Source organism: Candidatus Delongbacteria bacterium, assembly GCA_020634015.1.
Classification (GTDB): domain Bacteria; phylum CAIWAD01; class CAIWAD01; order CAIWAD01; family CAIWAD01; genus JACKCN01.
In genome coordinates, this window is the sequence record JACKCN010000005.1 from 198,060 (window position 1) to 221,035 (window position 22,976).

Here is a 22,976-nt window from a genome sequence, read left to right on the forward strand (position 1 = left end):
CCTTCCTGTGTGTGGCGCCCGGAACGCGCCTATTTGATGAGCATCAGTTTTCGGACCTGCGAGCCACTGGGGCTGTCCAGTCGCAGCAGGTACACTCCACTGGCCAGTCCGGATCCATCCATTGTCCAGCTCCAGCTGCCGGCGGCAACAGTTTGCGATTCGACCAGCTTGCTCACAAGCTGTCCGCGAATGTTGAAGATTCCCAGGCTGATCCGGGTGGGCGAAGCCAGTTCCAGACTGATCCGGGTTGTCGGGTTGAAGGGATTGGGCACCGGCTGGCCCAGGGTGATGGTCTCGGGCAGGGCAGGTTCGTCCTGCAGACCCGTGGTGCCCACGCTGAGCCCCACCGGGATCTCCAGCCCCTCGATGCCGGCGGAGGAGAGAATCACGCGCGCCGTATAGTCTCCCGCGGGCATCAGCAGTGCATTGGGAGCATTGATCGCACGCACCACAACCTGGGCGATGGCTCCCGGCAGAGTGCTGCCCGAGCTGTTCTGTACGCTCAGCCAGGCGGGCGGAGTGATGCGCACCGCATATTGGTTGCGTGCCAGCTGCATGTGGCGGATCACGAAACCGGTGCTGATGTCGGGGCCGGAGAGGCCGATGGTGCCCGAATCGCTGTCGCTGTCACTCGCGGTCATCTCGTCGTACTGCAGGGTGATGCGGCCATTGCTCTCGAGAATCGCCTGGAAGGTGAAGGGCCCTCCGTAGCTCTCGGGGTTGAAGTGAGGAGTGGCGATCCAGGCCACGATCAGGCTGTCGTCAGTCGCCCGCCAGGCACAATGGCCGCTGAGATCGTCGTTCTGCATCAGGTCGTCCCACCAGACGGCAATCGCATCGAAGGGGCCGTCGGTGGTGGGCAGTCCACCCGAATTCTGCCACCAGCTGCCCGAATCGCCGAAACTGATCCAGCCATTGGGGCTGATGTACAGCGAGTCGCGCAGGCTGCCATAGTAGGGGAACGCAAAGGGGAGCGCCACGGGGCCAAAGGCCGTGTCGTTGCCGCTGAAGTCCACGGCGGTGCCGTCCGCCAGCGCATCCACCCACTGGAACACGGGGCCATCCGGGGAGTCGCTGTCCACCCAGGAGTAGCCGTGGTCGTCGCCACCCGAGCTGCGTGAGCCATCCAGGGGCCAGACGTGATCCAGCTCCACATGCGCGCTCCAGGGCAACAGGCCTTCGCCGATGTTCTCGAAGTACAGGGTGTCAGCCGCGCTGTCGATTTCCTCGTCGCCAAGCTGGAAGTACAGTCCCTCGGTTACCGGCCCGAAGGCACCATCCCCGACGGGAATCGAGAGCGGCACCGTGAAGCGGATCGCGCGATTCCCCGTGAACTCCGTCGCGTTGGGGCTCCAGGTATCATAATTGGTCACGGTCAGTCCGCGCAGGGCTGTTTCGTCCTTGATGCCGATGGTGCAGTAGGAGAAGTCCTGATCGTTGGACTGGTTGTTCTCGAAGTTGAGGTACTGGAAGGTGAACTCGCCCTCGCCGCTGGGGCCGGGTGTCACGGCCGGATCGGGCAGGATCAGCTGGAATGTGTTGTGCGAGCCGTTGGAATTGGTGAGCACATTGTACCACTCCACCACCACGCGCGCGTTCTCCTCGTCGTGCCACCAGCAGACTTCGGAACCGGCGCCCAGATAGTGGTCGTCCCACATCACGGCCATCATCGGGTCGGGACCCATGCCGATGGGCAGGAAGTGGTTGCGGAAGTCGGTCTCCAGATGCGCATTCGGCCCGAAACTGACGAAGCCGTTGGAGCACACACCCATCTGGTCGTACTCGATGCCGTAGAAGCGGATCGGGAAGGGCAGGTCCAGCAGCACGGCATCATCCTGCTCGTCGCCGTGATCCGAGAGGTTCAGCAGGGTGCCGGATCCACCGGCCGCGGGAGCGATTTCCACCCAGTCGAACACAGGAGCCTCGGACCAGCTGTCGCTGTTCTCCCAGGCCAGATAGCCGAACTCGTCGGGTCCGCAGGGCTCGGACACGGTGCCTGCGCCCACGGCCAGTGGCACACGGAAGGAGCCATGGCGTCCGCCCTGGTCGCTCCAGTCCACGGCCAGGATCGCCCGCGTGCCCGGCCAGGCGGCCGGGTCCATGGCCAGCGGAAAGACCAGATCAGAACTGCTCTGCCCCGCGTTCAGGTCAAACGAGGAAGGCTGTGCGGTCAACTGGATCAGATTGCTGCCCTGCACTTCTGCGCTGAAGCTCAGCGGGGCGGCGGCCAGCTCACCCGAATTGTGCAGGGTCACCGTCAGGTTGGTAGTGCCATCCGGCTCGAGAATCACATCGTCGGCATTGGGGTCGGTCACCTCGATGCGCGGTGCCCGCAAGGTCGTGTTCACGCGGTGCAGCACGGTCAGCGGCCCGGCTTCCAGCAGCAGGTCCAGCGAGATGTCCGGTGAGTCGGTCAGCCCGGGGTCCAGGGTCAGCACGAAGGGGGCCGAAATCTGGGCCGATTCGCCGGGTTCCAGATCGGGAATGCTCGCCTGGTCCACGCTGGCCACACCCTGCGCGGGGTCAAGCTGCAGGCTGAGAGTGGCACCGCTGATCGCCTCATCGTGCAGATTGTGCACGGTCAGCAGCAATTCGTAGGGCTCGCCCGGGATGGCCCAGTTCTGGGTGTCGTTCCAGATGGGCGTGTCCACCATGGGCAGCGCCGCCTGGGTCACATTCACCTCGGCCAGTGCGGGCACGCAATCGTCGTGGGTGGCGGTCACCCGCAGGTGATACGCATCATCCAGATCCTCCGGCAGGGTGAACACGGCCAGACCCGCCGCATCGGTCAACGCGACGTCCTGGAACAGGTCGGGCTGGCTCAGGCAGACCGCCGCGCGGTTCACGGGGTTGCCCTGCTGGTCCACCACGTGCACCTCGAAACGTGTGGACCCGCTGGGCAGGCTGGCGGGCAGACCGTCGATGCTCAGCACATCCGGCTCGCCAACCCAGACATTCATGCCCGGGTCGCCCATCAGATTGGCCCAGTAGCTGAAGTTGCTGATGTTCACGTCACCGTTGGGCAGGCTGCGATACAATTCGTATTTGCCCAGAAACATGGCCGTGCCCACCTGGCGGATGCGGTAGTCCAGCACACCGGACCAGAAACCACCACAGACGATGTTGTTGTAGGCCGTGTGGGTATTGGGAGTACAGAATCCCATCGCGGCGGCGCCGCCACCGGGGGTGGTGGCGGTGCCCGCCCTCAGGAAGGTCTCGGTGAAGGCCGGCTCGTAGAACGGATCGTTGAAAGTGCCCGAGTTGCAGGTGAAGATCACGCTGATGGGGGTGCGGTTCCCCTGGGTCATGTTCAGCAGCGCGTTCCTGTCCAGGCCTTCCATGCCCACCCAGCCGCGGTAGTTGTGAAAACTGATGCCCTGGGTGTACCAGTTGGGCACGTAGCTGGGGCTCTGGGCACACCAGGCCGTGTCGATCTGGGTGTAGCCGTAGTCGTCCACCAGTTCGAAGGCGATGCTGCGGCTCAGCTGCTTCATGCTCAGGCCGCAGTGTCCTTCGCCCGTCAGGAACGAGGCGCGGTGCAGCCAGTCCGGGTTGGACAGGTCGGGGGTCAGCTCGTAGGCCAGGATCTTGTTGAAGATGGTGGTCAGCGTGGTCGTGTTGCGTGCCGAAATGCGCCCCACCACCACGTCGGCCAGCACGTCATTGCCCGAGATCATCGCGTAGAAGTGGTCGTACTGGCTGTTGCTGGTGGGCAGCATCATGGTGCCGCCGCCATCGGCGTCGCCGACCAGCATCACGTAGTCCGGCGGGAACTCGCCCGCGTATTCACTTATGATCCGGTTGCGGATGCCCGTGGTGTTCCAGTTGACGTTGTTCTCGGTGACCACGGTGATGTGATGGCCCTTGCGGTACTTCCAGTCGATCCAGTCCTGAAAGCGGTCGTTGCTCAGCGAGGATGTGCGCGTGACCACCAGATAATTCAGCGGCAGGGCCGCGCTCTCGAATGTGACATCCGCCAGTTCCCCGTCGCGCTGCAGTCCGATCACGGAGCGCGCGATGAGTGGCCCGAAGAGCGCCGAAGGTCGGGGCTCGTGATCCAGCGCATTCACGGGGTTCTCGCCCTCGTAGACCAGGTGGCAGCGCAGGCTTTCCAGGTGCAGCAGCTCCCCGGTGGCCGGGTTCCAGCGCAGGGGAGCGACCTGCAGCTCCACCAGGCGCGTGTCGCGCAGCAGCATCGGGTCGCTCAGGGCAAAGGGCTGGGCGGGCCAGAAGTCCTGGCTGCCGTAGACCGTGGCATCCTGGATCCAGGCCAGCGGCAGGTCAGCTTCGGTGTGCAGGCGTTCCTGCAGGGGCTCGACGGCTGCCGATCCCAGCGAGGTCCAGACTTCCTCGTCGATGACCAGGCGCACTCCGCTGCGCGCGGGAATCTCGACCAGGCGCGTCATCAGCGGCAGGTCGGGACAGCCCGCCATGCCAAGCATGCCTTCACCGGGCAGACGGAAGCTGAATCCCGCCGTACCGGGGATGCTTTCCGGCAGCTCGGGTCTCAGCTCGAGCAGACAGCCGCTGGAGCGGTTGTTCGTCGTCTGATCCGGGGACATGCTGGCCTGCAGGTCCGGTGGGCAGAGCGTCAGGGCGGCCAGGCCCATCAGGAGGCCAAGGGTGTGCAAGGGCCGGAAAGAAGCGGAGAATGCGCGCGATGTCATGGGGGGTCCTGAAGTTGGTCTTGAACGGAAAGGCAGGGCGAGTCGCGACGGTCCTGCCCGATCCGGATAGAGTTGTTGGCAACTATCGTGCCTCATGCGTCCCGAGGATGCGAGCCAGTGGGCCGACCGGAACGACCGGCGGAGTGAACCCAAAGCGGGGTGCCGGGCAGCGGCCACCATGGTGGCTTCCCGGCCAGCACGCGAGCTCGCGCGGCCTGGATCCGGGCGAGTCGCGGCCGAGGTGGCCCACCACCGACGGAGAGTTTCGGCATCGGGGAGTCGAACCGGGCGGCGCGCATGACAACAGGAGCAGGCACTTCTGGAAAATTTTCCGCAGGGTGGAAACTTTTCCATACAGTCTCAGGCCAGCTCCGGAATCTCCAGCTGAAATCCCACTCGATGGACCACGCTCCCGTTGAGGATCAACTCCAGGCTGCACGGTCCCGGGTAGTAGCGTCTGGTGGTGATGGATTTCAAAGGATGGCTGCGCTGCCAGCTCCTGCTCCGGCCTTTTGACAGGTGGCCGCGACTGAGCTTGAAGACCTTGCGCCGTTCCTGCCCTCGACTGCCCGGAAAGATCAGGGCATAGTCCAGCTCCAGCTCCTGATCCTGGCCCTCGAGGGTGAAGGAAAACTCCAGCGCCTCGCCCAGACGGATCCGGGGAGTGTCCAGCGAAAACGTGACAAGTCTCACATCCAGGGCCGCGCCCACTCCCACGAGAGCCAGAGCGGACCGATCGCCGGCCTTGATCAGGCTGCGCAGGGCGTGGCGCTTGAGGGACGTTTCTCCGCTCTGCGTGTACCATTGGCGGCAGAGCTCGACGGCCAGCCCGGGATGATCCTTTGAAATGTCGTTCAGATGATTGGCCACGCTGCGGCGCACATTGTCTTCCGGGTCGTCGTGCAGTCGCTCAAGCAGGGGCAGCATGGGAGATGGGTCGCGCTGGAGTTCGCGCAGCCGCTCGCCCCAGGGCAGGCGTGGGCGCGAGCCTTCGGAGACCAGGCGTCTCACGCGCCAGTCCGGATCGCCTGCCCAGATCCGCAGTCTTTCCAGAGTCAGCTCCGGGAACTGGCACAGAAACGGCCGCAGCGCGAACTCCGCCGTGAACAGCACGGTAAGTTGACGCAGGGCGTCCAGTGCGTCGCCCGGGTGGGCCAGGCCGGCCCGGGGCACCCAGTGGATCACGGGCCAGGCCGCGAATCCCGCGAGACTGTCGCCGGGTTGCCCGGGAGGGAACTGGCTTCCCGCTCGCAGCACCAGCGGCAGCGCGTCCGCCCAGGCCGTGGGCAGGGAGTGTGCCAGGGCGTTCGTGATGTGTTCCACCCGCTGCTTCAGTTCCAGCTGGTCCAGGCCGGCCAGCGCGCGCTTCCGGAAGCCTGCGGCGTCGAATCCGGAACCGGACGTGGAGAAGGAGTGGAGGATGCGGTCGATGGCCGCGGGATTCAGGCCGTCTTTCATGGGTCTCATGGGCCCAACTTGGGACATCCGCGGGAAAGTGTCACGCAGGCGAGGGCCGGTGCGCCCATGAGAAGATCGGGGTCTTCCGGCTGGAAGACCCCGAGACATGTTCCGGCTTGGCCAATCGTCAGAAGTCGAATTCCGCGAAGGAGGAATCTTCGGTTTCCACCGAGTCCTCGTCATCCAGTGCGGGCCAGTCATCCGTGCCGCCATTGTCCGCGGTGGCGACGAACGTGTCATCGACCGTATCCGGTGCCCCATCGCTTGAGTCCGTATCCAGATCGGACAGGAAGCGATTGTCCAGCTTGAAGGTGTGCACCAGCTTGCGCAGGCTCTCGATCTGGCGCTCCAGCTCGCGGGCCGCCGCGGCACTTTCCTCGGCACTGGCCGCATTGCTCTGGGTGACCCGGTCGATCTGTGAGACGGCCGTGCTGATCTGACCCACGCCCTGGCTCTGCTCGCGGCTGGCCACGGCGATTTCCTGGACCAGGCTGTTCACCTTGGCCGCACCGCTCAGGATGCGCTCCAGAGCCGCTTCCACTTCCATGCTGATGCGCACGCCATTGTCGGCGTTGCCCACCGCTTCTTCGATCAGGCCCGTGGTTTCGTGTGCCGCTTCCGCCGACCTCTGGGCCAGCGCGCGAACTTCATCGGCCACCACGGCGAAGCCCTTGCCCGACTCGCCGGCGCGGGCCGCTTCCACGGCGGCGTTCAGCGCCAGCAGGTTGGTCTGGAAGGCGATTTCATCAATGGTCTTGATGATGCGTGCGGTCTTGTCCGTACTGGACTTGATGCTGCCAATGGCCTGAGTCATGCGGCGAATGGCGCTGCCGCCTTCTTCCGCATTGCGGTGTGCCGTCTCCGACAGGGTGCGGGCCATGCCCGCGTGATCCGCGTTCTGGTTGACCATGCTGGTGATTTCTTCCAGCGAGCTGGAAATCTGCTCCAGCGTGCTCGCCTGATGGCTCACGCCTTCGGCGATCAAGTCGGAACCGCTGCTCAGCTGGGCGCCCGTGCGTGCCGTGGAGTCGGCGGTGTCCGAAACCTTGCTGATGGTGCGCGAGAGGCTGTCCACCACCTGGTTGATGCTGTTCTTGAGCACCTGGTGGTCGCCGCGGTAGTCGCCTTCGACGCGCCGGCGCAGGTCGCCCCTGGCCACCTGGGCCAGCACGGTACCCGCCTCGTTAACCGGTGCCGTGATCGCTTCCAGCATGGCATTGATGTTGTCCAGCAGCTCGGCCCAGGCTCCGCTCCAGGATTTGCTGTCCAGGCGTCTCGTCAATTCGCCCTCGTGTGCGGCCTGGATCAGGGAACTTACCTGCTGCAGAACTTCCTGCAGGCGCTGCACCGTGTTGCCCACGGCCTTGCCCAGCACACCGTCGCTGTGCTCGCCCTGTGTGTCTGTCCTGTCCAGGCGCCCCTGAGCCAGGTGATCCAGATTGACGGCAAAGCCTTTCAGCCGTGAGATCATGCTGGCGAATGCGCTGCCCAGTTCACCGGGCTGATGATTGTTGAGGCTGGGATTGTCCAGGCGGTCGTTGCTGATGGCCTGCGCCTGCACGGTCAGAATCTTCAACTGCACCAGCATGGCGCTGAAGGCATCGGCCAGTTCTCCCCGGCGCCCGTTGAGGGTCGCACGGGTGCCTTCGCGGGCCGCTGTGTCCAGTTCCTCACCGGCGCGCAGTCGGCGCTGCATGTCCTCGATGCCGAACTGCCCCTGCGAAAGCTCGCGTGCGACACCGGCCAGTGAATTCAGGTTCGTATTCATCTCAGCGAAGGCCAATCCCAGCTCGCCGGGCTGCTGCTCCTTGAGAACTGGCTCGTTCAGTTTGTCGGCGGCGATCAGCCGGGCCTGAACGGTCAGGACGCGCAAGGTGGTGAGCATGCTCTCGAAGGAACTGGCCAGGTCGCCCTGCAGCCCACTGAATTCCTCCTGTCCCATCTCGCGGGCCGCCTGGACCAGACCCTTGCCACCTGACAGGCGTTGTTCCACCTCCTTCGAGCGCAAGCGCCCTTCGGCGATGTCATCCGCCTTCACCGCCAGCACCGACAGACTGCTCAACAGGTCGTTGCAGGCCTGGACCAGCTTGCCCGCTTCATCCTCGGATTCCACAGGCAGCGGATCCAGTTTCAGTTGCCCCGCGGCAATCTGGCTCAGCCGGGTCGCCGCCAGACGAACCGGAGCGGAGATCCGCCGCTGAATGATGAACAGGGCCAGAATCAGGGCCACCACCGCGAAGGCGATCGCACCCAGCTGCATGGAGATCAGCGTATGGCCCACCTGATCCGATTCGGCCTGGTAATGCTCGACCGCCTCGTTCATTTCGCGGAGCACGACGGCCGTCGCTTCCTCGAGGCGCAACATGGCGGCCCTGAAGGCAGGATCGCCGAACTGGGTCTGCCCGAAGGTGCCGGCCTGCAGGACCAGCTGCTGCCAGTAGCCGTCCACGTTGCCCAGATGCTCCAGAATCTCTTCGTCCGTGGACCCTTCCAGTTGCACAGGTTCCTGCATGGCAAGATCCAGCCAGGTCTCTCCGCCGAAACGCAGGCTTTTGAGCGTGGTTTCGAACAGGACAGCGGTCTTGCCAGAGAGCGCCTGCGGAGTGACCTCTTCGGCACGCTTGCTCACGCTGCGCTCGATCTGCTCGCGCAGGACTTCCTTGGTGAACTTCTGGGCCAGCATGCGCTGACGACCCGCCAGATTGATGTACTCAGCATGGTCGTGCTGGCTGCTGATGAAGCTCAGACTCAGCAGGGTGACGGCCAGAAGCGGCATCACGACGAAGCCCGCCGTGAGGGCGATCTTCGTCATGATCGACAGGTTCAGGAATCGTTGATACAGACTGGTGAGCATCGCCTTGTCCTCTGATTGGAGTCATCCGGTTCTGTGCGCGTATCGGCTGCTTGCCTCACCGCATTGACCCGTCTGGCGAAGCTTGGATTGCCCGGGTCCGCTGGTTATGTTGCGGCCTTCCGGGCCTGGCGGGTTCGCCCGTACATACATATCAACCTTACATCTGCCTTCGGAGGCGTCCGGCCCGACGCCCGCAACATGAAGGCACGACCCGTTCAGGAGCGGTCATGTCAAGGCACGAACTGAGCAAGGTCCACGAGGCCTGCGCGGTGGAATCCCGCATTTACCAGTCATGGGAAGACGCTGGCTGTTTCGCCATCGCTCCCGATTCCCCTTCCACTCCCTTCGTCATCACCATGCCGCCGCCCAATGTGACGGGCCGGTTGCACATGGGGCATGGCCTCCAGGACAGCGTTCAGGATGTCTTCATTCGCTGCATGCGCATGAAGGGCTTTGACGCTCATTGGCAGCCGGGCAAGGACCATGCGGGCATCGCGACCCAGGCCGTGGTGGAGAAGAAGCTGGCCGCCCAGGGCATCACCCGGCACCAGCTGGGGCGCGAGGCCTTCATCGAGAAGGTCTGGGAGTGGAAGCAGGAGTACGGCGACGCCATCACCCAGCAGAAGCGCAAGCTGGGCGACAGTGCCGACTGGAGCACCGAAGTCTTCACCATGGATCCCGGCCCCTCGCGCGCCGTGCGCGAAGTCTTCGTGCGCCTGTACGAGAAGGGCCTGATCTATCAGGGCTACTACATCGTCAACTGGTGCCCGCGCTGTCACACCGCGATTTCCGACGAGGAAGTGGAACACGAGGATCACGCCGGACACCTCTGGCAGCTGGCCTATCCGGTCGCCGACGCGGAGGGAAATCCCACCACTGAAACCGTGATCGTGGCCACCACGCGCCCGGAAACCATGCTGGGTGATGTGGCGGTGGCCGTGCATCCCGAGGACGAGCGGTACCGCCATCTCCTTGGCAAGCGGCTGGTGCTGCCCATTGTGGGGCGGTTGATTCCCGTGATCGCCGATGAGTTCGTCAGCCCCGAATTCGGCACGGGCTGCGTGAAAGTGACGCCAGCTCACGACCCCAACGACTTCGAGATGGGCAAGCGTCACTCGCTGGAACCGGTGATCGTGATGGACATCAACGGCTGCATGAACGAGGAAGCCGGGGCCTACAGGGGGCTGGACCGCTACGACTGCCGCAAGGCCTTGCTGAAACACTTCGAGGAAGACGGCACTCTGCGCGCCACCAGCGATCACGCGCACAGCGTGGGTCACTGCTCGCGCTGCCACACGGTCATCGAGCCCTACCTGAGTCGCCAGTGGTTCGTGAAGATGAAACCCCTGGCCGAGCGCGCCATGCAGGCCGTGGCCGACGGCGAGGTGCAGTTCCACCCGCTGCGCTGGCGGGGTGTGTTCGAGCGCTGGATGGAGAACATCCGCGACTGGTGCATCAGCCGGCAGCTCTGGTGGGGACACCGGATTCCCGTGTTCACCTGCGAAGACTGCGGTGAGACGATGGTGACCCGCGAGGACCCGAGCGCGTGCACGGCCTGCGGCTCGGAGAAGATCAGCCAGGACGAGGACGTGCTGGACACCTGGTTCAGCAGCTGGCTCTGGCCTTTCTCGACCCTGGGCTGGCCCGACGACACGCCCATGCTGCGCCGCTACTACCCGACGCAACTGATGGTGACCGGGTACGACATCATCTTCTTCTGGGTCAGCCGGATGATCATGGCCGGGCTGGAGTTCACGGACCGCGCGCCATTTGCCCATGTGTACTTCACCGGCATGGTGAAGGACGAGCTGGGCCGCAAGATGTCCAAGAGCCTGAACAACGGCATCGATCCGCTGGAGATGGCCGACAAGTACGGGGCCGACGCCGTGCGTTTCTGCATGGTCACGCTGAACACCGAAGGCCAGGACATCAAGCTTTCGGAGCAGAAGTTCGAGATGGGGCGAAACTTCGCCAACAAGATCTGGCAGGCCTTCCGCTTCGTGCAGATGCAGGACTGGAGCGTGCTGGGCCCCGATGTGGACATCAGCCAGCCCTGTCTGGCCGAGCTGGCCGACACCTGGATCGTCTCACGCCTGCACAGCACCACCGCGCGCATGGACGCCTCGATGGAGGCCTATCGCCCCAACGACGCCCTGAGCGCCGCGTACGAGTTCTTCTGGAACGAGTACTGCGACTGGTTCGTGGAACTGGCCAAGCCACGCCTGTACGACAAGGAGAATCCCGAGCGCCAGCGTGCGGCCCTGCACAACGCCCTGCATGTGTTCTGCCGCTCGATGCAGCTGCTGCATCCTTTCATGCCTTTCATCACCGAGGAGATCTGGCGCATCGTGCGGGACGAGCTGGAGGAGGTGGGCACACCCGCACCCTGGGGCGAGTTCATGATGAAACACGCCTGGCCCACGGTGGACACGAGCCTGCAAAACGACACCACCGAAGCCGAGTTCAGGCTGGTGCAGGGTGTGGTCACCGCCGTGCGCAACATTCGCGCCGAGCAGAATCTGAAGCCGCGCCAGGAGCTGGAGCTGGTGATTCAGGGCGAGAGCGAGCGCATGGACAGCCTGCGCCCCGTGCTGGGTTACCTGCAGCAACTGGCCTTCGTCAACCCCGTGCGTTTCGGTGGCGAGCGTCCGCGCCCGGCGGCCGCCAGCGTGGTGGAAGGTCTGGATGTGCTGGTGCCGCTGGCGGGTCTGATCGACCTGGACAAGGAGCGGGAACGACTGGGCAAGGAGCGTGTGCGCCTGGAAGGTTTTCTCAGAAGTGGCACAGCCAAGCTGGCCAATGCGGACTTTGTGGCACGCGCGCCCGAAGCTGTGATCGAGAAGGAGCGCGCCAAACTGGCCGATGCCCAGGACGCGCTGGAAAAGATTCTGCGCAGCCTGGAACAATTGGGCTGAACGTCCCCGGGCAACCGGGTTGCAGCTTTGAAATCCGGTGATCTGGCGGCGTAAGTTTCCCTTGGGAACCGTTCGGCCCGATCCCGGATTCAAGCGGGGCGACACCCCACAACAGGAGAGGAGTCATTCATGGATCACCGCAGAACCCTGAGCGGAGTGGCCGCCATGCTGGTCGCCGCCACGGGAAGCCACGCGGACAGTGCCAACATCACCGTGTACAGCAACGGCTTCGGCCTGGTCAGCGAGACTCGTCAGATGGTTTTCGAGAAGGGTGTTCAGGTGGTACCCTTCGACGGTGTGAGTCAGTACATCGAGCCCTCGTCGGTGTTGTTCGACGGCAGCGGTCTGGCCCTGCTCGAGCAGAACTACGTCTACGATCTGGTCAATGGCGACGCCCTGCTGAAGCGCTTCCTTGACAAGGAGATCAGCGTCTCGCTCAAGGAGGGCGGCGAGCAGGTCAGCGGGCGACTGCTGTCCTACAGCGGGGACATCGTGTTGCAGACCGCCACCGGCATCATCAGCCTCAGTCGCGGTGGACTGCAGGCGATTCGCTACCCGGAGCTGCCCGAAGGATTGCGCACGCGGCCCGCACTGAACTGGACCATCGATGCCCGCAAGGCCGGCCCCCAGGACGTGACCGTGACCTATACCACGGGAGGCATGAGCTGGCAGGCCGAGTACGTGTGCCTGCTGAACCAGGACGACACCTCGATGGAGCTGGCCGCCTGGGTCAACCTGAGCAACACCACGGGCATGAGCTGGCAGGATGCGGGGCTGCAATTGGTGGCCGGGGATCTGAACCAGGCCCGTCCCGAGGTCATGGTGAACTATTCCGCCCTCAAGATGGCCGATGCGGGGGAACGTGCCCGGGGCTTCGAGGAGGAAAGCTTCTTCGAGTACCATCTGTACACCCTGCCCCGGCCCGTGACGCTGGAGAACAACCAGGACAAGGAGATCACGCTCTTTCCCACCACCGAGACCAAGGTCACCAAGGAGTATGTCTACAGCAGCCGCCAGGGTGGCGGCGTGAAGACCCTGCTGCGCTTCGTCAACAAGAAGGGCGAGGGCCCGGGCATGCCCATTCCCGCGGGCAAGGTGCGCATGTACAAGAAGGACAGCGCCGGCCGCAAGCAGCTGATCGGCGAGGACCGCGTGGATCACACGCCCGTGGACGAGGACATCGAGCTGACCACGGGCGACGCCTTCGATCTGGTGGTGGAGCGGGTGGTCAAGGACAACCGCAGTTTTGGCCGTGGTTACGAGACCGACATCGAGTTCACGGTGCGCAATCACAAGAAGGACGGGCGAGTGACGATTTTCCTGGATGAATACGCCTGGGGCGACTGGGACATCGTCAAGTGCAGCCACAAGGCGGTCAAGAAGGATGCCAACCGGGCGCGGATTCCGGTGGAGCTGGACGCGGGCGGGGAAGCGACGGTGACCCTGACCATGCGCGGCAGGCGCTGATTTCTTTCGGGTCCGAATCCGGCATGTCGGGGGCCGCTCGCTGATTCCAGCGGGCGGCCCTTCTGCTCTGGTCCGAAACCCTGGCGGCTCGCCGCTGTCAAAGGGCGATCGTTCAACACAGCAGCGCCAAGGAGAAAACCATGTCACCCAACCTGAACCAGCGTCTGCTGGACGTGGCCGACCGTGCCTGTGAGGAATTCCGGCAGGACCCGCGCGTGGACGCGATCATGCTGACCGGCAGCGCGGCCATTGGCTGCACCGACATGGGCAGCGATCTGGATCTGATTCTGTACCTGAATGCCCCGCACAGCGAGGAAGAGTTCGAGGAGCAGAAGCGTCGGGCCGTGGAATCCGGGGGCGGCTTCTACTTCGGCAGCGCCGAGCATGGCTATGGAGTCTACCGGCGCATCGAGGGGGTCAAGGTGGACTTCGGCTTCGGGGGCAGCGTGGAAACCGATGCGCTGATCCAGTCGGTTCTGGAGGAGCACAGTACGGAAGCGGTCTCTCATCAGGTGCTGGCGGGAATCCTGGAAGCGCTGCCCATGCATGGCGAGCAGCGCATCCGCGACTGGCAGAACCGCCTGCTGCCCATGCCGGAAGCCTTGCAGCTCAAGCTGCTTCGGGAAAACCTGCGGATGACTCCTCTGGCCATCCTGGAGAGCATGGGCGCGGCCCGCGGAGACCGGCCCTTCTACTGCGAAACCGTGCTGCAGCTTCAGACACGCTTGCTCAAGCTGATTTACGCTCTGGATGGCCGCTATTATCCCGGCAAGCTCAAGGGCATTCAGTACCGAATGGATGGATTGTCACTGGGCCAAGGCTTGCACGAACGATTCTGTCGCCAGCTGTCAGGTCCGATGGATGAGGGGGTACTCGATCTGGGGCGGCTGATTCCCGAAATCCTGACACACGTGCATCAGCGGTTTCCCGCCATCGAGATCTCGTCGGCGCTGGAGTTCTTCAGCAGTGACTCGCGCATTCAATGGGCCTGAAGCCGATCAGTCGGCCTTCTCCGGGTCGGGTCTCTCTCCCAGCAGTTGTGCACCCAGCGCGGTCACGGTCGAGAAGGTGAACAGAGCCGCTTCCACCGCGACCGCGTGAGTGGCCGGAGGAATGCAACGATCCAGCAGCAGCTTGCACTCCTGCCAACGTGTGGCCTGCTGATCGCCGTAGGGATCCAGGTAGGCGACGCCCTCTCCCTCATTCAGGCGCCACGCCTGGCGCAGAGCCCGCGCAATGAACCGGCCTCCGTTGGTGCTGCCCTCCAGCACATAGAATGCGCCCAGCAGGGCGGTGGGGCAGGCCACGGCCCAGCGGGACATGGCATCGGAGAACTCCACCACGGCGGGCAGAGGCTGGAATGACATTCCGGTCTCGCCCCAGTACACCAGATCAAGCTTGAGCTGTCCCGTCTTCTCCCACATTCGGGGGTCAAAGCCGCCGTCCGGCTGGGCGGGTGCGAAACAGCGAGCCAGTTCAAGCTCCAGCGCCTGGTGCAGCAGGTACATCTGCCGCAGCCATTCCAGATGGAGCTCGCGGCCCAGCTGTCCGCTGACCAGCAGGCGCTGGAATGCCGACCCTTCGGCCTGGCGGTGGTGATCGGCCGACAATTGCCGCAGTTTGCTCGTGATCAGATCCGGAGAGCTTGCCCCCTTGTGATCGGCTTCGGGGTGGTGCGGGTCGGAGGTTGTCATCTGAAGAACCCTTTCAGGGTGACGATCGTCAGAAAAGCCAGCCAGAGCAGGCCCTTCAAGCTGAAGAACAGCAGTCCTGCAATGCCCAGTCGGCGCCAGAGTCGATCCTTGGAATCTTTCCGCATGGCCCAACCTAAAAAAGTTAGGATGGACAAACAATAGAAGTGCCGACTGATTCCCGGGACTCACGAACTGCCCGTCAATGCCACAAAGAACATCAATACGGTACGCTTGACTGCCGATTAACGTGTCCAACGGTTCCAGGGACTCGCAAGGCGGGGCGATCATGCAATCCCCATCAGTCAAATCCACATCCAGGTGGCCGGATCTTCTGGTCCTGCTCGTACTGGGCTGCGGCATTCTCCTGAGTGTGCTGGCCTGGAACATGACCGGCAATCTGGTTGCCGACCGGATGGAAAACGACTTCCTGCTGCGTTCGACCAATCTGCGCCAGACCCTGCAGCGCGAACTGTCCAACACGGCCGCACTGCTGAAGACCCATGCACCGCTGCTGGTACATCAGGATACTCTCACCCGCGCGGACTTCAACCGTGTGGCGTCTCACATTCTTGCCAACCAACCGGAACTGAAGGCGCTGGAATGGGTACCCAAGGTCTCCCACTCCCAGCGCACCCGCTTTGAATCCATCGCACGCGCAGAAGGATTTCACGATTTCTTCTTCGCCGATCGTGATGCCAACAACCAGCGGACTCCCGTGGGGACCCGCGAGACCTACTACCCGATTCTTTACATCCAACCCCTCGAGGGCAATGAAGATGCCCTGGGTCTGGCAACCGGTCCCCCGATGCGCAGTGTGACGATTCGCAAGGCCATCCTTTCGGGGGATGCCGCGGCGTCGACTCTGGTGTCACTTGTACAGGACACACGGCCCAATTCGGGGATCCTGATCTTCCAGCCCATCTACCGGGGATTCGACATCCCGGCCGATTCGACCCTCCGCGAGGAGCTGCTGATCGGTCTGCTGGAAGGTGTGTTCCAACTGGATGACCTGATGGCTTCCGCACTCCAGGGAACGGCACTGGGCGGGTTGGAAGTGGCCATGTACAATTCGAGCCAGGATTTTCGGCTGACTGAAGATTCCGCAGTGCGCCGGCAGTCGATTCGCACCCAGATGCTCGATTGCGACGTGGATCTGGATGCCCAGTGCTGGCAGAGTCTGGTCCGTCTGGCGGGTCAGGATTTTGTGCTTGTGATCCGCCCCAGTGACGAATTCTTCTCGAGCTACCCCCACTCCATCAAGTGGGGCATGCTGGTGGTCGGTCTGCTCTTCACCATGATGACCGCGCTCTATCTTCGTGCGCTCCAGCAGCGCAATCGTGCCATTGGCAAACAGGTCATGCAGCAGAGCACGGATCTGCAGAGCGTGAGCGCCGAACTTCATCAATCCCTCGCGGATCACGAAGCGCTGCGTGTCGAAACCCTGATGCTGGCCGAGTCGGTGCGCAGCTCGCGCGAAGGAATCTGCGTCAGCAATGCGGATGACACCATCCGGTATGTCAACCCGGCCTTCGAAAAGCTCTTCGGTGTCACCATGGAAGAACTTCAGGGCAAGCCCGAGACATCCGTGCTTCCCGATCGCGAAGTGCTGCGGGAGAGGGGTGATCTGCAAGGAGAGGGCTGGCCACTGAGCGGCGAAGTCATGCTGCGTCGTGGGTTTGGCAAGCCGATTCTGGCCGCGGTCACCTGCAACCAGGTCACTCTGGACAACGACCGGGTGCATACGATCACCATCGTGCGTGACGTCAGCGAGCGTCGGGCGCTGGAAAAGCAACTGGCCAATTCCCAGAAGATGGAAGCGCTGGGCCAGCTGGCTGGTGGCGTGGCACACGACTTCAACAACATCCTGACCGCGATCCACGGATCCTGCCAGTTGCTGTTGCTCAAGCTGGATGACAGCCCCGTCAGGTCCGTGGTGACGGACATCATGCGCACGGGCGAGCGGGCCGCAACTCTGGTAAGTCAACTGCTCGAATTCGGCCGCCCGCGAGAACAGCGCAAGGAGCTGCTGAATCTCAACGAGGTCGCGGGAGATCTGTGCCACATGCTGGAACGGTTGATTCCCAGTTCGATCAGTCTGGAATTCAAGAGCGAGCCCGAACTTCCCTGCATTCTTGCCGATCGCACCCAGATCGAACAGGTGTTGATGAATCTGGTGCTGAATGCCCGTGACGCGATCAAGGAAGTCGGCCGGATCCGGATCACGACATCGACGATCCACTACTCGTCGGACAACGCCCTGCCCCAGGGAATGTCCGAGGGGGACCTTGTACGCCTGAGTGTGTCGGACAACGGCAGCGGGATTCCGCCCGAAATCCAGGAAAAGATCTTCGAGCCCTTCTTCACCACCAAGAAGGAAAAGGGCAATGGGCTGGGTCTGGCCACCGTCTACAACGTGGTCAGGGTCGGCTGCAAGGGAACCATCTCCCTGGACAGCCGCCCGGGCATCGGCACCGAATTCATGGTCGACTTTCCCGTCGCGGCGGGAACGCGTGGAACAAAGGACAGCCAGAAGGCCGAGCCCGCACACGAGAGCCAGTCGATCCTGGTGGTCGAGGACGAGAAGGAAGTGCGCGAACTGGTCAACCAGGTGCTGCTGAATGCGGGCTACCAGACCAACATGGCCGACAGCGCGGAAATGGCGCTGACCATTCTCAACGATGCGCGCCAGCGGTTCGACCTGATCGTGACCGACATCGTGATGCCCGGCATGAATGGCATGGAACTGGGCAAGCAGGTCAACATCCTGCATCCGGGCATGAAGATTCTCTACATGTCCGCGTATACCAACGAGAGCTTCAGCGAAGAGAAGATCATCAGCCGCGATGAGTTCCTCCAGAAGCCCTTCCTGCCCAGCGTGCTTACCGGGCGTGTGCATCGCCTGCTGGACTCCGGCATCCAACCGCCCCTGTCCTGATTGCGGATTCCTGCTCCAGGTTTTGTTTCGCCCTCCAGGGGATTTACCTTCCATCCCGGTGATCCTGCCTGTCCAACGACAGCCCCGTTTTCCCTTTTCAGCTTCGCGAGCCGTCATGCAGCCCAATCCCATCCTTACTCAGGAACTCACCTGGCTCAAGGGTGTGGGGCCGCGCAAGGGTCAGGTTCTGGCCGCGGCAGGGCTGACGACGGGTGCTGACCTGCTCGAGTACTTTCCCCGGCGCTATCTCGACCGTACCAGTGTGACCCGGATCTCCGAGCTGTCAGAACCGGGCGAGCACACCTTCGTGGGCCGGATCGTGGCAGCCAGCACCAAGGGTTACGCCCGCTCGGTGCGTTTCGAAGCGATGCTCCACGATGGGTCCGGCAGCCTGGGCCTGGTCTGGTTCAACCGTGTACGCTGGATCCAGAATGCCCTGGCCGTGGGCGATGTGGTGGCCGTGAGCGGGCGGGTGGGGAAGTTCCGGGGCTGGCAGATGCAACACCCGGCTCTCGAGAAGCTGGCCATCGACGAGGAAAGCGAAGCGGGTTTCGAGTACCAGGGGCAGATCGTGCCGATCTACCCGCTCAGCGAGGAACTGCGCAAGGCCTGGCTGGACAGTCGGGCCCTGCATCGCATGGTACGGCAGCTGTGGCGTGACACGCCATTCCTGTACCCGGAGTTCCTCCCGGACGAGGTGCTCGAACGGTTCCACCTCGTGGGCCGCAACCAGGCGATGCTCGACGTGCATCTGGGGGCCGACCTGGATGCGGTGATGCGCGCCCGCCGGCGCCTGATCTTTCAGGAATTCTACATCCTCGAGCTGATGCTGGCCTTCCGGCGCACCACGCTGAAACAGCAACACACGGGCATGGCCTTTCCGGTGGTGGGTGAGCACGTGCATCGCCTGCTCGAGCTCCTGCCCTTTGACCTGACCGCAGCGCAGAAACGCGTGATCCGCGAGATCCACGAGGACATGCGAAGCCCCGAGCCGATGAATCGTCTGCTGCAGGGCGACGTGGGCAGCGGCAAGACCCTGGTGGCCCTGGTGGCCATGCTCATCGCGGTGGCCAATTCCAGCCAGGCGGCCCTGATGGCCCCCACGGAGATTCTGGCCGAACAGCATTTCCGCACCGTCACCCGCTGGTGCGATCCACTGGGCGTGCGTGTGACATTGCTCACGGGCTCGCGCAAGGGCGAAATCAGGCGCAAGGCGCTGGCCGAAATCAGCACCGGCTGGAGCCAGATCGTGATTGGAACCCACGCCCTGATCCAGGAATCGGTGGACTTCGCCGGGCTGGGCCTGGCGATCATCGACGAACAGCATCGTTTCGGTGTCGCGCAGCGCGCCCTGCTCAAGCAGAAAGGACGCACTCTGGACACTTTGGTGATGACCGCCACACCCATTCCGCGCACTCTGGCCATCGTGTCCTACGGCGACATGGATCTCTCCTTGATCGACGAACTGCCCCCAGGACGCCTGGCGATCACCACCGCCTGGCGTCGCGAGAGTCAGCGCGACAAGGTCTTTCATTTCGTGAGACAGCAACTGGCCGACGGAGCACAGGCCTACATCGTCTATCCGCTGGTCGAGGAATCGGAGAAGCTGGATCTGCGGGCCGCCGAAGCGGCCTTCGAGGAACTGTCGGCCAACCAGCTGGCGGGCTGTCGTCTGGGCCTGCTGCATGGCCGGATGAAGGGCCGGGAGAAAGATGCGGTGATGCAGCGTTTCCTTGCCGGAGACCTGCAGGCCCTGATTTCCACCACCGTCATCGAGGTGGGCGTGGACAACCCGCGGGCCACGATCATGGTGGTGGAACAGGCCGAGCGCTTCGGACTGTCGCAGCTGCACCAGTTGCGGGGCCGGGTGGGCCGTGGCAGCGACAAATCCTGGTGCATCCTGCTGGCGGGGCAGGCCCTGAGTGCCGAAGGCCGCGAGCGGCTGGAAACCATGGCCCGCACCCAGGACGGTTTCGAGATCGCCGAAGTGGACATGCGCATGCGAGGGGCCGGGGACTTCTTCGGAACTCGCCAGAGTGGGCTGCCGGTGTTCCGGCTGGCCGACATCGTGCGGGATCGTGACCTGCTGGTGCAGGCCCGGGATGCGGCCTTCGCGCTGGTGGACCGCGACCCGCGCCTCGAGCAGCACGAAGCCCTGCGCACCCATCTGCTCGAGCATCACGGGGAAGACATCCGGAGAATGGAACACTGATGGAAAGTCCGCGTCAGGCCCAGGTGGTGCTTCCGTTGCCGCTGGACAGGGTGTTCAGCTATTCCATTCCCGACGAATGGCGCGAGGTGGTTCGGGTGGGCTCCCGGGTGATCGTGCCTCTGGGGCGTCGTACACTCACGGGTTACATCGTGGGTCTGGACGCAGCACCGCCGGTCGTGGGTGACAAGCCGATCAAGCTGAAGCCGCTGGTCGATCTGGTGGATGAGGAGCCGCTGCTCAGTCCGGAAACGCTCACCTTCTGCCGCCAGCTGGCCGACTATTACCTCTGCAGCTGGGGCGAGGCCTTGCGAGCAGCGCTTCCGCCCGGAATCAACGCCTCGGCCCAGTGCCATTTCGAACCCAATCCGGACCCGGACACGCGCCTGCCGATTCGCCTGACTCCCAACCGGGAGTTCATTCTGCGCACCGTGGCGGCCATGGCGCCCGTGAGCAAGTCGCTGCTCAGTCGCGAGCTGGGCAATCGTCCTTTCGTATACGATCTGGACCTGCTGGTGCGCAGCCGATGGCTGCTGGCCCGGTCAGTCGTGGGTGGCGGCCGCACCAAGGGCATGGAGAAGAAGGTGCTCTGCCTGGAAAAGGTGAGTGACCCGGCGCTGCTCGAGAAGCAGCAGGCCCATTTCCGACGTGCTCCGCGCCAGGGTGCCCTGCATGCGCTGCTGCTGGCCCGCAACGCTCCCGTCGATCGTTCGGAACTGATGGCTCTGGGCTTCGGGTCGGGTGTGATCCAGGGTCTGATCGACGGGGGTATCGCGCGCCAGGATCTGGTGGCCGACTCCGTCGAAGACAGTTACGACACGGATCACAGCGTGCGGACTCTGGTGCTCAACCAGGAGCAGGCGCTGGCCGTTGAGCGGGTGGGAGCCTTCATCCGCAAGCCCCGCGATCCGGGACGGCGACACAAGGGATTTCTGCTGCACGGAATCACCGGTTCGGGCAAGACCCAGGTCTATCTGGAACTGGCCCGGCGGGCCCGCAAGCTGGGCCTCTCGGTGCTGGTGCTGGTGCCGGAGATTTCGCTGACTCCCCAGATCGTCGCGCGCTTCCGGGCTTTCCTGGGCAGCGATGTGGCTGTGATCCACAGCCGGCTGGGCAACAGCCAGCGATTTTCGATCTGGCGGGACATTCGCGCTGGACGCATTCGCTCGGTCGTGGGAGCGCGCAGCGCGCTCTTCGCGCCGTTGCAGGATCTGGGACTGATCATCGTGGACGAGGAGCACGAGAGCTCGTTCAAGCAGTTCGAGCCCCAGCCCCGCTACCATGCCCGTGATGCAGCCCTGCTGCGTGGGGCCGGTCTCAGGATTCCCGTGCTGCTGGGCAGTGCCACTCCCTCGATGGAGAGCTGGTACAATGCCAATCAGGGCAAGTTCGAGCGCATCACGCTGACCCGCCGGGTGAGCGGGCGGCCCATGCCAGAAGTCCAGCTGGTGGACATGAAGGAGACTCTGGAGCAGATCGCGGGCAAGGGGCGCACGGTGCGCGCCTTCGGGGACACCCTGATCAAGCGCCTTGTCGAGACGGTGGGCTCGGGCAACAAGGCCATCGTGCTCCAGAACCGGCGTGGCTATTCGCCCTGGATCCAGTGCGAGGCCTGCCGTGAGGCACTGCGCTGCATCCGTTGTGATATCAGTCTCACCTGGCACCGCACGGACAACAAGTGCCACTGCCATCTCTGTGGGCTGGAGATTCCGGTACCCGCGCGCTGCCCGGCCTGTCACGAGGGCAGCATGCTCCTGCTGGGGTCCGGCACACAGAAGGTGGAAGAGGAGCTTGAGGAGATGTTTCCCGAGGCGCGCGTGATGCGCATGGACCGCGACACGACCTTCGCGGCCGACGCCTATGTCCGGATGGTGCGTGATTTCAACTCGGGCAACTACGACATCCTGCTGGGCACGAAGAGCGTGGCCAAGGGGCTGGATTTCTCGGCCGTGACCCTGGTGGGCGTGGTCAACGCCGACACGGAACTGAATCTTCAGGACTTCCGCGCCCAGGAATGGGGCTATCAGCTGGTCAGCCAGGTGGCCGGTCGAGCGGGGCGCGGCGAGAAGCCGGGAACGGTGATCGTGCAGAGCTTCGACCCCGAGCACGCCGTGCTGCAGGATGCCGCCCGCCATGACTTCCAGTCCTTCGCCGACCGCGAACTTGGCCAGCGCGAGGCTCTGGGGTATCCGCCCTTTGGCAGGCTCTGTCGTCTGGTCGTGAAATCCCTGGATGAGACTCTCTGCGCCAACTGCTGCGAGGCACTCCATGCCTGGATGAACGAGCGCCGGGGAGCCGTGCAGCTTCTGGGACCCGGGCCGGCCCCGGTGCGCCAGGTGCGCCGCGAGTTCCGCTACCAGATCGTGCTCAAGAGTACGCGCCGTGCCGATCCGTCGGGCCGCGCTCTGCGCGAGCTGGCACGATCGGCACGCGCCCATTTCGAGTCCCGCCTCAGCAGCAAGGATCTGAGCCTGATCGTGGATGTGGACCCGCAGTCCCTGATGTAGGCCAGCACCTCGCCTCATCGGATGCTGGCTTCAAGCCTGGCTTCCTGCCAGCGGAAGGTGCTGGCGGGACGCCACCCACGGAGCCAGGCATCCTGCCCGGCCCGGAGCCACCCACGGCGCCACCCACGGGGTCACCCACGGAGCCAGCCATGGTTGTTGGCAGGAAGCCAGCACCCGTGGAAGTCGGGCAAATTCGTCAGGCACGAACAGGTGGAGGATCCCAGCTTGGAAATGCGTATTCTCGGGATCCCTGTCAGGGAAGGGAATTGG

10 protein-coding genes are annotated in these 22,976 nt (G+C 63.7%); 6 read left to right on the plus strand and 4 right to left on the minus strand.

Features of this window, described 5'->3' with window-relative positions; all coding sequences use genetic code 11:
- Positions 1–29: 29 nt before the first annotated feature.
- The 3 genes from H6678_11030 to H6678_11040 form a co-directional block, all read right to left on the minus strand.
- Complete coding sequence (locus tag H6678_11030; protein ID MCB9474333.1) at positions 30–4,667, minus strand: T9SS type A sorting domain-containing protein; 4,638 nt, start codon at positions 4,665–4,667, stop codon at positions 30–32.
- Positions 4,668–5,027: 360 nt separating this feature from the next.
- A complete protein-coding gene (locus H6678_11035; protein ID MCB9474334.1) occupies positions 5,028–6,125 on the minus strand; it encodes a DNA alkylation repair protein in 1,098 nt (365 codons plus the stop codon).
- 127 nt (positions 6,126–6,252) lie between these two features.
- Entirely contained in the window at positions 6,253–8,979 is a 2,727-nt protein-coding gene (locus tag H6678_11040; protein MCB9474335.1) for a type IV pili methyl-accepting chemotaxis transducer N-terminal domain-containing protein, read from the minus strand.
- Between the two features lie 227 nt (positions 8,980–9,206).
- Between H6678_11040 and H6678_11045 the strand changes: the two genes are divergently transcribed.
- From H6678_11045 to H6678_11055, 3 genes are all read left to right on the plus strand, one after another.
- Complete coding sequence (locus tag H6678_11045; protein MCB9474336.1) at positions 9,207–11,894, plus strand: valine--tRNA ligase; 2,688 nt, start codon at positions 9,207–9,209, stop codon at positions 11,892–11,894.
- Positions 11,895–12,023: 129 nt separating this feature from the next.
- A complete protein-coding gene (locus tag H6678_11050; protein MCB9474337.1) occupies positions 12,024–13,361 on the plus strand; it encodes a DUF4139 domain-containing protein in 1,338 nt (445 codons plus the stop codon).
- Positions 13,362–13,501: 140 nt separating this feature from the next.
- The gene (locus H6678_11055; protein ID MCB9474338.1) at positions 13,502–14,353 is read left to right on the plus strand and encodes a nucleotidyltransferase domain-containing protein; all 852 of its coding nucleotides are present in this window, start codon (positions 13,502–13,504) and stop codon (positions 14,351–14,353) included.
- A 6-nt stretch (positions 14,354–14,359) separates the two neighbouring features.
- Here H6678_11055 and H6678_11060 read toward each other — a convergent pair whose 3' ends face one another.
- Complete coding sequence (locus H6678_11060) at positions 14,360–15,055, minus strand: biliverdin-producing heme oxygenase (protein MCB9474339.1); 696 nt, start codon at positions 15,053–15,055, stop codon at positions 14,360–14,362.
- A 286-nt stretch (positions 15,056–15,341) separates the two neighbouring features.
- Here H6678_11060 and H6678_11065 point away from each other — a divergent pair, with 286 nt between their 5' ends.
- The 3 genes from H6678_11065 to priA all read left to right on the plus strand — a co-directional run bounded on the left by H6678_11065 (position 15,342) and on the right by priA (position 22,706).
- The gene (locus H6678_11065) at positions 15,342–17,990 is read left to right on the plus strand and encodes a CHASE domain-containing protein (protein ID MCB9474340.1); all 2,649 of its coding nucleotides are present in this window, start codon (positions 15,342–15,344) and stop codon (positions 17,988–17,990) included.
- A gap of 115 nt (positions 17,991–18,105) precedes the next feature.
- Positions 18,106–20,202 carry an ATP-dependent DNA helicase RecG gene (recG, locus tag H6678_11070; protein MCB9474341.1) on the plus strand — a complete coding sequence of 699 codons (2,097 nt, stop codon included), beginning with the start codon at positions 18,106–18,108 and terminating at the stop codon, positions 20,200–20,202.
- Positions 20,202–22,706, plus strand: a complete 2,505-nt coding sequence (priA, locus tag H6678_11075) for a primosomal protein N' (protein MCB9474342.1) — start codon at positions 20,202–20,204, stop codon at positions 22,704–22,706. The genes recG and priA overlap by 1 nt, the downstream gene beginning before the upstream one ends.
- Positions 22,707–22,976 lie beyond the last annotated feature (270 nt).